This window comes from Flavobacterium coralii (assembly GCF_019891545.1).
Lineage (GTDB): Bacteria > Bacteroidota > Bacteroidia > Flavobacteriales > Flavobacteriaceae > Flavobacterium > Flavobacterium coralii.
Map to the genome: position 1 here is coordinate 79,108 of NZ_JAHDIU010000002.1, position 12,399 is coordinate 91,506.

The 12,399-nt window shown below is 41.8% G+C and carries 14 protein-coding genes; 11 read left to right on the forward strand and 3 right to left on the reverse strand.

What is annotated here, in order from left to right:
• Positions 1-3: 3 nt before the first annotated feature.
• The 6 genes from ccoN to KJK34_RS03135 are packed head-to-tail and all read left to right on the forward strand — an operon-like array spanning position 4 to position 6,029.
• Entirely contained in the window at positions 4-2,211 is a 2,208-nt protein-coding gene (ccoN, locus tag KJK34_RS03110; protein ID WP_223052399.1) for a cytochrome-c oxidase, cbb3-type subunit I, read from the forward strand.
• A 6-nt stretch (positions 2,212-2,217) separates the two neighbouring features.
• Entirely contained in the window at positions 2,218-2,418 is a 201-nt protein-coding gene (locus tag KJK34_RS03115) for a CcoQ/FixQ family Cbb3-type cytochrome c oxidase assembly chaperone (protein WP_223052400.1), read from the forward strand.
• 11 nt (positions 2,419-2,429) lie between these two features.
• Complete coding sequence (locus KJK34_RS03120) at positions 2,430-3,386, forward strand: cbb3-type cytochrome c oxidase N-terminal domain-containing protein (protein ID WP_223052401.1); 957 nt, start codon at positions 2,430-2,432, stop codon at positions 3,384-3,386.
• Between the two features lie 12 nt (positions 3,387-3,398).
• Positions 3,399-4,817 (forward strand): cytochrome c oxidase accessory protein CcoG, encoded by a 1,419-nt coding sequence (gene ccoG / locus KJK34_RS03125; RefSeq protein WP_223052402.1) that lies wholly within the window; start codon positions 3,399-3,401, stop codon positions 4,815-4,817.
• Between the two features lie 13 nt (positions 4,818-4,830).
• A complete protein-coding gene (locus KJK34_RS03130) occupies positions 4,831-5,286 on the forward strand; it encodes a FixH family protein (RefSeq protein ID WP_236937572.1) in 456 nt (151 codons plus the stop codon).
• A gap of 29 nt (positions 5,287-5,315) precedes the next feature.
• Positions 5,316-6,029 carry a sulfite exporter TauE/SafE family protein gene (locus KJK34_RS03135; RefSeq protein WP_223052403.1) on the forward strand — a complete coding sequence of 238 codons (714 nt, stop codon included), beginning with the start codon at positions 5,316-5,318 and terminating at the stop codon, positions 6,027-6,029.
• Between the two features lie 70 nt (positions 6,030-6,099).
• On the opposite strand, the gene hemN is transcribed toward KJK34_RS03135, so the two are convergent.
• Positions 6,100-7,464 (reverse strand): oxygen-independent coproporphyrinogen III oxidase, encoded by a 1,365-nt coding sequence (gene hemN, locus KJK34_RS03140; protein WP_223052404.1) that lies wholly within the window; start codon positions 7,462-7,464, stop codon positions 6,100-6,102.
• A 129-nt stretch (positions 7,465-7,593) separates the two neighbouring features.
• Between hemN and KJK34_RS03145 the strand changes: the two genes are divergently transcribed.
• The gene (locus KJK34_RS03145) at positions 7,594-7,986 is read left to right on the forward strand and encodes a rhodanese-like domain-containing protein (RefSeq protein ID WP_223052405.1); all 393 of its coding nucleotides are present in this window, start codon (positions 7,594-7,596) and stop codon (positions 7,984-7,986) included.
• Between the two features lie 74 nt (positions 7,987-8,060).
• Here KJK34_RS03145 and KJK34_RS03150 read toward each other — a convergent pair whose 3' ends face one another.
• Positions 8,061-8,336, reverse strand: a complete 276-nt coding sequence (locus KJK34_RS03150) for a GNAT family N-acetyltransferase (protein ID WP_223052406.1) — start codon at positions 8,334-8,336, stop codon at positions 8,061-8,063.
• Positions 8,337-8,338: 2 nt separating this feature from the next.
• Positions 8,339-9,235, reverse strand: coding sequence for a pirin family protein (locus KJK34_RS03155; protein WP_223052407.1), 897 nt, complete (start codon positions 9,233-9,235; stop codon positions 8,339-8,341).
• Between the two features lie 269 nt (positions 9,236-9,504).
• Here KJK34_RS03155 and KJK34_RS03160 point away from each other — a divergent pair, with 269 nt between their 5' ends.
• The 4 genes from KJK34_RS03160 to KJK34_RS03175 all read left to right on the forward strand — a co-directional run bounded on the left by KJK34_RS03160 (position 9,505) and on the right by KJK34_RS03175 (position 12,399).
• Positions 9,505-10,947: a glycosyltransferase family 2 protein gene (locus KJK34_RS03160; protein ID WP_223052408.1), complete on the forward strand. Its 1,443-nt coding sequence runs from the start codon at positions 9,505-9,507 to the stop codon at positions 10,945-10,947.
• A 135-nt stretch (positions 10,948-11,082) separates the two neighbouring features.
• Positions 11,083-11,709, forward strand: a complete 627-nt coding sequence (locus KJK34_RS03165) for a hypothetical protein (protein ID WP_223052409.1) — start codon at positions 11,083-11,085, stop codon at positions 11,707-11,709.
• Complete coding sequence (locus KJK34_RS03170) at positions 11,706-12,005, forward strand: winged helix-turn-helix domain-containing protein (RefSeq protein WP_317196857.1); 300 nt, start codon at positions 11,706-11,708, stop codon at positions 12,003-12,005. Before KJK34_RS03165 ends, KJK34_RS03170 begins: the two co-directional genes overlap by 4 nt.
• Positions 12,006-12,063: 58 nt before the next feature.
• Complete coding sequence (locus tag KJK34_RS03175; RefSeq protein WP_223052410.1) at positions 12,064-12,399, forward strand: potassium transporter KefB; 336 nt, start codon at positions 12,064-12,066, stop codon at positions 12,397-12,399.

The following is a 12,399-nucleotide window of genomic DNA, read 5'->3' on the forward strand; positions in this document are numbered from 1 at the left end:
ATTATGGAAGTGCAACAATTTTATTATGACAATAAAATAGTTAAGAAGTTCCTCTATGCCACAATAGTATTTGGTGTTGTGGGGATGCTTGTAGGTTTATTGATCGCTTCGATGTATATGTTCCCGAACTTAACCGACGGGATATCTTGGCTAAGTTATGGCAGGCTAAGGCCGCTGCACACAAACGCAGTTATTTTTGCCTTTGTGGGTAATGCTATTTTTGCAGGGGTTTACTACTCATTGCAAAGGCTGCTTAAAGCCCGCATGTACAGTAACTTTTTAAGCAATGTAAACTTTTGGGGCTGGCAGCTTATTATAGTAGCCGCCGCAATATCGCTGCCGTTAGGCTACACCACATCTAAAGAATATGCCGAGTTGGAATGGCCTATAGATATCGCTATTGCACTGGTTTGGGTAGCATTTGGTATCAACATGATAGGTACAATACTTAAAAGGCGCGAGCGCCACCTGTATGTAGCCATCTGGTTTTACCTTGCTACATTTGTTACCGTTGCGGTACTGCACATTTTTAACAGCCTTGAACTGCCTGTAAACGGCATGAAGAGCTACTCTGTATATGCAGGTGTGCAGGATGCGCTTGTGCAATGGTGGTACGGGCACAATGCCGTGGCATTTTTCCTTACTACGCCATTTTTAGGGCTTATGTATTATTACCTGCCAAAGGCAGCCAACAGGCCCGTTTACAGCTACAGGCTGTCAATTATTCACTTCTGGTCTTTAATATTCATCTATATATGGGCAGGCCCGCACCACCTGTTATATTCATCATTGCCTGACTGGGCACAAAATCTCGGTGTAGTCTTCTCTGTAATGCTTATTGCGCCAAGCTGGGGCGGTATGATAAACGGTTTGCTTACCCTGCGTGGTGCGTGGGATAAGGTAAGGGTAGATCCTGTACTTAAGTTCTTCGTGGTAGCCGTTACCGGCTATGGTATGGCAACGTTTGAAGGTCCTATGCTTTCGCTTAAAAACGTGAACTCTATTGCCCACTTTACTGACTGGATTGTGGCACACGTGCATGTGGGTGCACTGGCATGGAACGGTTTCTTAACCTTTGGTATGATATACTGGCTGATACCACGCATGACAAAAACCTCACTATACTCTGTTAAACTGGCTAACTTCCATTTCTGGATAGGTACACTGGGTATTATACTATATGCGCTGCCAATGTATGTAGCGGGCTTTACACAGGCTTCTATGTGGAAACAGTTTAACCCTGATGGTTCTTTGGTATACGGTAACTTCCTTGAAACAGTAAAGCAGATAATGCCGATGTACTGGATGAGGGCCATAGGCGGTACGCTGTTCGTGATTGGCTTATTGGTACTGGTGTATAACATCATCATGACGGTAAGGCAGGGGCAACCTATAGAAGATGAGCTTGCCGAAGCACCAGCGTTACAAAAAATCTCAAGCCGCAGGCTTAAAGGTGAGAAATTCCACCCGTGGCTGGAAAGGAAACCAATACAGCTTACCATACTGGCAACAATAGCCATACTTATAGGCGGTATCATTCAGATTGTGCCTACCATTATGGTAAAATCCAACATACCAACCATATCAACAGTAAAACCCTATACACCGCTGGAACTGGAAGGCCGCGACCTGTATATACGCGAAGGTTGTGTGGGTTGCCACTCTCAAATGATACGTCCTTTCAGGAGCGAGGTAGAGCGCTATGGTGAGTATTCCAAGTCAGGGGAATATGTATACGACCACCCATTCCTTTGGGGTTCTAAACGAACCGGGCCTGACCTTATGAGGGTAGGTGGCAAGTACAGCGATAACTGGCACTTTAACCACATGTGGGATCCGCAAAGTACATCGGCAGGTTCTATAATGCCGGGCTATAAATGGCTGTTCGATAATAAGAAAATGGATTACAGCCAGATAGAAAAGAAGATGGAAGTAATGGTAAAGCTGGGTGTGCCTTATACAGAGCAGGATATAGCCAATGCACAAAAATCTATAGCGGCGCAGTCAGCTAAAATAGAGCAGAACCTGCACACCGACCCTGATTTCGTTAAAAGCTATGAAGAAAGCCGCAAGGCTGCCCAGACAAGAGGCGAGGAGTTTGTTGCCATGAAGGACAGGGAAATTACAGCCCTTATTGCTTACCTGCAACGCCTGGGTACTGATATCAAAATTAAAAACACCAACAGCGCAACTGCTGATAACACTAAATAATTAGCCATGCTGAAGTTCGTAAAACATAATATGGAGTCAATCTCAGGAATTGAGATTTACCCGATACTGTCACTGCTGATATTCTTCCTGTTTTTTGTGGGGCTGTACACATGGGTTTATACCTACAGGAAAGAAAAGATAAGTGAAATGAGCCAACTGCCTTTTTCTGATGAAGAAGGCAGTAATAACCAACCGTTTAACAGTTAACTATCAGAACCATGAAAAAATTAATTCCGGTATATGTAAGGGTACCCGTTTTATTTGCCCTTGTGTTTATGGCATTAGAGTATTTTATAGACTCAGGCGACAGGCCGGCCTTCCTTAAATATCCAATGGTTTCGGTATTCCTGTTTGTGTTCCTGTTCCTGCAGATAGCCATAGAAATAGTTATAAGCGCAATAGATAAAGTTACCTATGCCATGCTTACCGAAGAGCAGAAGCAAAAGCTGGCTGAAGCAGAATCAATAGGTATTAAAGAGAGTGCCTGGTACAAAAAACTAAAAGGCTTTTTGGGCAAAAGCGCACCTGTTGAAGAGGAAGGTTCTGTTATGCTCGATCATAATTATGATGGTATTAAAGAACTTGACAATGTATTGCCGCCGTGGTGGGTGTATCTGTTTTACGGAACGATTTTGTTTGGTATAATTTACCTGGTACGTTTTCATATAGTTGGCGATTATAATCAGAAAGAAGAATTTGAGCAGGAAATGGCAGAGGCAAAACTTGCTGTGGAAGAATATAAAAAGACTGCTAAAGATCTGATAGATGCCGAAACGGTAACATTACTTACGGATGCAGGCGAACTTGCGCAGGGCAAAACCATATTTGAAGCCAACTGCGCAGCCTGCCACCGTGCAGATGGAGGGGGTGCAATAGGCCCTAATCTTACCGACGAATACTGGGTACTTGGTGGTGGCATTAAAAACGTGTTCCACACGATTACAGAGGGTGGCCGCGATGGCAAAGGAATGGTGGCATGGAAAGGCACACTAAAACCAAGCGAAATTCAGCTTGTGGCGAGTTATGTACTTTCATTGCAGGGAACAAACCCGGTTGATGCTAAAGCACCTGATGGGGATATATGGAAAGAGGAAGGCACACCTGCCAAAGAAGGCAATGCTGCCCCGGCAGCACCCGAAAAAACGGAAAAAGGGCCCGATGTAGCCCTTAACTAAAAATGATTTAAAATGTCAGTACAATTGGATGAAGACTTTCGTGACCGCATTGCAACGATAGATGATGAAGGGAAACGGTCGTGGATATATCCTAAAAAGCCATCAGGAAGGCTGTATAATTACAGGAAAGTTGTCAGCTATTTCCTGTTAGCCTTTCTGGTATTAGCCCCTTTCATTAAAATAAACGGCAACCAGTTCCTCATGTTTAACGTGCTGGAACGCAGGTTCAACATATTTGGCTTTCCGTTCTGGCCACAGGATTTTCACCTGTTTGTTATCTCAATGATAATAGGGGTGGTATTCGTGGCGCTTTTTACAGTTGCATTCGGACGCCTTTTTTGTGGTTGGGTTTGTCCGCAAACTATTTTCCTGGAAATGGTTTTCCGGAGGATAGAGTATTGGATAGACGGCGACAGAAATGCCCAGATAAAACTTGCCAAAATGGAGTGGAATGCCGGGAAGATTAAAAAAAGGGTTTTGAAGTGGAGCATCTTCTTTATCATATCATTTGCTATAGCCAATGTTTTCCTTGCTTACCTTGTGGGCAGCGACAGGGTTATCCAAATGATGGAAGACGGCCCTGCAAATCATCTGGGTAATTTTATTGCACTGCTCATTTTTACAGCAGTATTCTACTTTGTGTTTGCTTGGTTCAGGGAGCAAGTGTGCATTATAGCATGCCCATACGGCAGGCTGCAGGGCGTTTTGCTAGATAACAAATCGATTATAGTAGCCTATGACCATGTTAGGGGCGAAGGGGAAAGCGGCAGGGGCAAGGTTATTAAAAATGAAGACCGAAAGGCTGCCGGTAAAGGCGATTGTATAGATTGTAAGCTTTGTGTGGCTGTTTGCCCCACCGGCATCGATATAAGGAACGGTACCCAGCTTGAATGTACCAACTGTACCGCCTGTATAGACGAGTGCAATTCGGTAATGGAAAAAGTAGGGCTGCCTAAAAACCTTATCCGCTATGCCAGCGAAGATGAAATTACCAAAAAAGAAAAATTTGTTTTTACGGCAAGAATGAAGGGGTATGTTGCCGTGCTTGCCATATTACTGAGTGTGTTTACAGGTATGTTGTTTTTGCGTAATGATGTAGAGGCTTCGGTGCTGAGGTTGCCCGGGCAGCTTTACCAGCACAAAGGCGAAAATATCAGTAATGTGTTTACTTACAAAATTGTAAATAAAACAACAAAGGAATTTGATAATGTCCACTTTAAGCTTGTAAAGCCACAGGGTACTGTAAAACTTGTAGGTAATGCAACATTTAAGGTACCTAAAGAAGGTATGGCGCAGGGCACCATGTTTATAGAGATTAATCCTGCGTTTTTGAAAGGCGATAAAACCAAAATTACGCTTGAAGTGTATGACGGCGAGCGCCTGATTGAAACAGAGACCACCAATTTTTTAGGCCCCCGCACATTTAACTAAAACAAATAACATCATGAAAATCAAAATAAACTGGGGAACAGGTATAGTATTAGCCTTCATCTTTTTTATGGGGTTTATACTCTTCTTTGTCATAAAAGTACAGTCAGACAGCAGTTATGACAACGAATTGGTGGTGGAAGATTATTACAAGCAGGAGCGTGTACTCCAGAAAAAACTCGACAGTGAGCAAAACGCAGCATCACTTACACAGAAGGTGGTAATAGATCAAGACGACTCATCAGTAAAAATCATATTCCCTCAAAACTTTGAAGCATCAAAAATAACAGGCAAAGTGTCCCTTTACAGGCCGTCTAACCAAAAGCTGGATTTTGAATTACCCATTTCAGTATCCATGCCTTATCTGCTCATACCTAAAAGTGATTTGGCAGGCGGCCGTTGGGACATTACTGTCGACTGGCAGTACAACGGTAAAGATTACCGCAATAATGCCATGCTTACCATAGACTGATTTAAGTTACTGCTGAAACAGTAGAAAATATGCTTTACTCTGCACTGATATTAGGTTTGCTTTCCAGCCTGCACTGTATAGGCATGTGCGGGCCAATAGCTATGATGCTGCCCGTTGACCGGAATAATCCTGCCAAAAAAGCTGCGCAAGTATTACTTTACCACGTTGGCAGGCTCACTGCATATTGCGCTTTGGGGCTTGTGTTCGGAATGCTTGGCAAAGGTTTATACCTGGCAGGCATACAGCAACAGCTATCAATTTTGGCAGGCCTGTTAATGATTCTGATAGTACTTATACCGGAAAAGGTATTTGTCCGGTATAATTTCAGCAGGCCGGTGTACAGGCTTATTCGCATTGTAAAAAGCCGCCTTGGGCAACAGTTTGGCAAAAAAAGCAATAAGGCGCTATACCTTGCCGGGCTCTTTAATGGGTTTTTGCCCTGCGGTCTTGTTTATGCCGCCTTGTTTGGTGCAATAGCCATGCAAAACACAGCGTTTGGTGTAGCCTATATGTTTTTATACGGAGCAGGTACCATACCCATGATGAGTGCCGTGGTATATGCATCAGGCATGCTCTCTAACCCTTTGCGAAGTAACCTTTATAAAGTGGTGCCTTATGTAACTGTATTGGTTGGCATGCTGTTTATTATGAGAGGGCTGGGTTTGGGCATACCGTTTATCTCTCCGGCAGAGAACAGCCTTTTTGTACAAAGCAATCCCGACTGTATTGTTGGGCATCCATAACTAACCCTTATTAACTGCAAGAGCGGCTTTATGCCGCTCTTTTTATTTTGAGTGTTTGATTATGTTATTGCTATATGGTCATAGAGAATAGCTTTGTGTCGGGCGCTTTGCGCTTTAACCTCAGGTCGAAAGCCATGCAGATATTCCTCACAAATGCTTTTCCTTTTTCGGTTACGGTAAGGCTGTAAGCGGTGATTTCTATAAGGCCGTCCTGCTCCATTTCAGTAAGGCTTTCCAGCACTTCGGGCAATTCATTAAAAAAAGTATTTTCTGCTTTCCATGATGTGGTAAAACAGCACATAAGGTTAAGTATGTGCCTTCGGATAATAAGGTCTTCATCCGTTAGCAGGTGCCCCCTGAATACGGGTAACTCATTTTCTTCAAGCCTGCGGTAGTAGTCTTCCAGGTTCTTTTCATTTTGCGCAAAGCTGTACCAGCTATCGCTTATAGAAGAAACCCCGAGCCCGATCATCAGTTGTGTTTTAGAAGCGCTGTACCCCATAAAATTGCGATGCAGTGTGCCGTTAGTAAAAGTTTTATACATACTGTCTGATGGCAGCGCGAAATGATCCATACCAATTTCATAATAGCCTTTTTTGGCTAAAAGTTTTTTCCCTACTTCATAAAGCATTCTTTTCTCCTCGTCTTTTGGCAGGTTGCCTTCATCAAAACCACGTTGCCCATTGCCTTTTATCCAGGGCACATGCGCATAGCTGTAAAACGATATACGGTCGGGGTTCAGTGATTTGGTTTTTTCTATAGTATCGGTAACGTTTGCCACTGTTTGGAAAGGCAGCCCGAAAACAAGGTCATGGCTTATAGACGTGTACCCAATTTCTTTAGCCCAAAAGGTCATTTTTGCCACATTATGGAAAGGCTGTATGCGGTTTATGGCTATCTGCACTTTCTCATTATAATCCTGCACGCCAAAGCTAACCCTTCGGAAGCCCAGATCATATAGCTTTTGCAGGTGCGCGCGGGTAGTATTGTTAGGATGCCCTTCAAAACTGAATTCACAATCGGGTGCTTTATCTGCCAGTGCAAATATGCCTTTAATCAGTTTTTCAAGATTATCAGCACTAAAGAAAGTCGGAGTTCCTCCGCCAAGGTGCAGCTCTTTTATGCGTGGCCTGCCGTTTAGCAGTCCGCAATATAGTGCCCATTCTTTAAGTATAGCGTTAATATAGGGTTCTTCTACCTCATGTCGCCTTGTTATGCGCTTATTACAGCCGCAAAAGGTACACATGCTTTCGCAGAAGGGCAGGTGTATATACAGGCTTATGCCCTCGGTATCGTTACTTTCAGTATATGCCCTTTGCAGGGTTTCTATCCAGCCTGATACAGTAAAAAATCCTTCTTCCCAATAGGGTACGGTCGGATAGCTGGTGTAGCGCGGGCCCGGAACATTATATTTTTGTACTATAGAATTTTTCATGACAACATTATTTCCAAAATCCAAAATTAGTATGGGTACATCGGTAAAAAAATGATAAATATCATGTACAATTTTATTACATAAAAACAGCACATTTTAGTATATTAGCGACTCATCTTTTTTTATATCATGAAAAAAATTATATGCCTTATAGTAGCTGTAATAGCTTTGGTTTCGTGCCAGGCGCAACAAAAAGAACAAAGTGTAATGCTTGTAAAACCTACTGTTTTTTCGGAGAAAATGGCTGAGCATAAGGGGCAGTTGGTAGATGTGCGCACGCCTACGGAATACAAGCAGGGATATATTAAAGATGCAGTGAATATCCACCTTTATGATAAAGACTTTGAGCAGCGTATAGAGCAGCTTGATAAAACCAAGCCTCTTTATGTATATTGCAAGGCAGGTGGCAGGAGTGCCGAAGCTGTGGCTATCATGAAAGAAAAAGGCTTTACAAGTATTATAGAACTTGACGGCGGTATGGATGCCTGGACCGAAGCTAAAAAACCTGTAGTAAAGCAGTAATACATAAATACCATAACTTAATCATGGAGAATTAAGTTATGGTATACTTTTAATCAGGTATTTAAAGGCTGCCGTTAAGCAAGCACATCCCTTATTTCTTCCTTACGTTCAAACATTTTTTTAGCGAAAGGGCACAGCGGAATTATTTTCACATTTTTCTCTCGTGCAAAGGCTACTGCCTTGTCCAGCAACTTCATGCCGACACCCTTAAACTCAGGGTTACCTTCGGTATGGTCTATAATAAATTTATCGTCACCCGCCCAGGTATATGTCATAAGGCCTGCTTCTGTATCACCCTCAGTAGCTTTAAAATGCCCTTTTTTACCGTCGTCAAAATTTTCAATATTCATACTTATTGTTTTAGTTTAAGATTAGGATTTTCTTCCGGTAGTGGTATATAGCCCGTTTCTCCCGGTATAGAGGGAAATGCTTTATTTGCCCACATTTGTTTGGCTTCTTCAATACGTTCTTTATCTGTGGCAACAAAATTCCAGTATATATGCCTTGGCTCTGCAAAAGGTTCGCCGCCAAAAATATATACAGTAGTATTTTCGTGCATGGTAAACTCACACAAGCCGGCATCTTTAGCAACTAAAAGTTGTTTAGGCTCAAAAACAGTTCCTTCGGTTTCAACTTTACCTTCCAGTATATACAAACCGCTTTCTCCAAAAAGGCTGCTGCCTATGTTTATATTTTGTCTTTCCTTGGTTTTAATCTCTATAAGGTAAAGCGGGCTGTAAACCGGTACAGGCGATTTTTTGCCCAATGCCTCTCCGGCAATCAGTTTATACTGCACGCCATTTTCTTCCCAATCCGGCAGGTCTTTTTCATCTGCATGATAAAAAGAGGGTTCAGAGTATTCTTCCTCTTTAGGCAACGCCACCCATATTTGCAGTCCGTGCATTTTTTTATCTGATTTTCGCAGGTAATCCGGTGTACGTTCAGAATGTGTTATGCCTTTCCCGGCTGTCATCCAGTTAACCTGCCCGGGCTTTATCTCAATTTCGGTTCCCAGGCTGTCGCGGTGCATAATACTGCCCTCAAAAAGATAGGTAAGGGTAGAAAGCCCTATGTGCGGGTGTGGGCCAATATCAAAATTTTCATGGTCAGACAAGGCAACAGGCCCCATGTGGTCTATAAAAATAAACGGCCCAACCATGCGCTTCTGGCGGAAAGGCAATAGCCTGCCCACTAAAAAATTACCGATATCGCTTGGTCGCTCTTCTATAATAAAGCTGATGTTTGACATAACTGAAAGATTAATGCTGTTAAATTACGATTTTTTGCTTTACAAACTTCTGTCAATTTTATTGTATATGAATTGAACCAGATTAAGAAATGCAATAGGGGATTGTTTAATAGAATGTGTAGAAAGTTTGATTTTAATTTGTGGATTTCTACAGAGATTTCAAAATGTTATGTGGTTTAAATAACTGATTTACAATCACTTTATTGTTGTGGTGCAGCTATTGCATATTGGTATGTGTATTAAAACCTAAAATAATAACACTTGCAAATATGAATAGTGAAACAATTACTTCAGGAAAATTATATGCTTCGGCAAATCCTGATACGGTCAGTCCAATAACCACCACCACGACAGATATTACCAAAACAATTTTAGACAACAAGCCGGCTGCCATTAATCTTGCAGTACAGTTTTTTACTTTTCTGCTGTTGGCAACCGGAGTTTTTTTATTGTTTGAATTTTACCCCCAGCTCGAGCAGCTAAATACGGAAAGGATAAATTCAGCTATTGGAATATTTTTAGTTTTCCTTTCCGCTTTTCTTTTGCTGTTTAAGGGAGGATTTTTCCTTTATAATTTATATTTATACATACGCTACAGGCCTGTAAAATCAGTAACCGATGATAAGCTGCCAACCTGTACCGTAATTGTACCTGCCTATAACGAAGGCAGCCAGGTATGGGCAACACTTAAAAGCCTTGCCGACAGTAACTATCCCGAGCATAAATTACAGTTACTCGCCATTGATGATGGTAGTAAAGACGACACCTGGCAGTGGATGCTGAAAGCCAAGGAAGAACTTGGTGACAGGGTTTCTATATTTAAACAGCCAAAAAATATGGGTAAGCGCCATGCGCTGTATCGCGGATTTAAAATGGGTAACGGAGATGTTTTTGTAACCGTTGACAGCGACTCTATAGTTAAGAAAGATACTTTAAGAAACTTGGTAAGCCCATTTGTGGTAAATGAAAAATGTGGTGCTGTTGCGGGTAATGTAAAAGTACTGAATGATAAAAAAGGCATACTGCCTAAAATGCTTAATGTAAGCTTTGTTATGAGTTTCGAGTTTATGCGTTCGGCAGAAAGCAGGCTTGGTTCTGTGCTGTGCACACCGGGAGCATTATCTGCCTACAGGCGCACAGCAGTTTTTGCATGCCTTGAAGAATGGATAAACCAGACTTTTATGGGGCAGCCATCAGACATTGGCGAAGACAGGGCCATGACCAACATGATCATGAAGCAGGGGTACCACGTGCTGTTTCAGCGTAATGCCCATGTACTTACTAATGTGCCGGAGCAATATACAGGATTATACAAAATGTTTATACGTTGGGGCAGGAGTAATGTGCGCGAAAACATCATGATGGCAAAGTTTGTCTTCAGCAATTTCAGGAAAGATTCTAAATTCGGTACAAGGCTGCTGTTTATTAACCAATGGCTTAAAATGATAATGGTATATCCTGCGCTGTTACTGATGTTATATTTTGTTATTACGCACCCGATACTGTTTATTAGTACCACATTGTTCAGCATACTGATATATTCCAGCTTTTCAGTTTTCTTTTATGCAAGGAAATATGATACGGCAGATTCCTTCTGGGCCTATTCCTATAGCCTTCTTTATACCTTCGGGTTATTCTGGATAACGCCTTATGCCATTGCAACAGCAGGCAGGAGGGGATGGCTGACACGAGAATTACCCACAACCAGATAATGGTGCCATACTAGTTATAAATGTTAAGTTTGAAGAACCTCCCTTTGCAGGGAGGTTTTTTTGTGCAGATATTTTTTCAACTTTTAGTTTGCAGATTGAAATTAATTTCTAGCTTTGTATTTAAAAGTACTTTATATGAAGCAGCAACAGGATTATATCCGCGACATATCAGAGATACGCTCTATGATGGAGCGTTCTACTAAGTTTTTATCGCTGTCGGGTTGGGCAGGTATTATGGCAGGCATATATGCGCTCACAGGTGCCTATATAGCTTATGCTGTATTTGATTTTAGTCCCAGGAAAGTTGTTTACAACCCGTTGGGCCGCATGCATATTAATAAAGATTTTATCGGGTTGATGCTGGTTGCAGCTGCAGTACTGTTGTTAGCCATTGGTACCGCTTGGTTCTTCTCAAACCAAAAGGCCAAGAAGAAAAACGAAAAGCTATGGAATGCAACTTCAAAAAGGCTGATGATAAATATGGGTGTCCCGCTTGTGGCAGGAGGCTTATTTGTATTAATTTTGGCAGCTAAAGGCTTGATAGGCCTTGTTGCACCGGCTACGCTTATTTTTTACGGCTTATCGTTGTATATTGCGAGCCGCTATACTTATGAAGATGTAAAGATACTTGGGCTTGTACAGGTAATGCTGGGGCTTGTTGCAGCTTTATACTTAGGCTACGGGCTGTTGTTCTGGGCAATTGGCTTTGGTGCAGGCCACATTATTTACGGTATATACATACATTACAAATACGAAAGGTGAAGTTATCCATTAACGGTTTACATAAAGCATTCGAAAGCCGCATAAGGCTTGGTATCATGTCGGCGCTTGCAGTTAATGACAGGCTCGATTTTAATACCCTTAAAGAATATCTTGAAGTTACCGACGGTAATCTTGCAAGCCACCTTAAAGCGCTAGAAAAAGAAGAATTTATAGGTGTAGAAAAATCTTTCGTTGGTCGGAAGCCTAACACACGCTATTTTATGACCAAAGAAGGGCGCATTGCTTTTGAAGACCACCTGAAAGTGTTGGAAAAACTAATAAAATCTCAGAAATAAAAAAATTTATTTTTAAACTTTGAAAATCAAAGTTATTTGTAATTTAAAAATTAAAATTATGGCAGAAAATGTTTTTAAAAATCAGTCGCACATTAACACGACAAGAACAAGATTTATAATTGCAGGCGGCACAATCGCTCTGGCGGTTATAGCACTTTTTGTATTTTCGGTAAATACACCCAATCCTGAATGGGGGAACTACTGGAGGGTAAAACCCTTACTGCTTACACCATTCATTGGCGCTTTTGGTGGTATGGCTATGTATTACTGCACAAGGCTTGCCGCGTATATGCAAATAAATAAAGTTGTCGGCTTTTTATTAAGTATGCCTGTTTATGTAGTTATATTATGGATTGGCATTGTACTTGGACTTAACGGAACACTTTGGAACTAA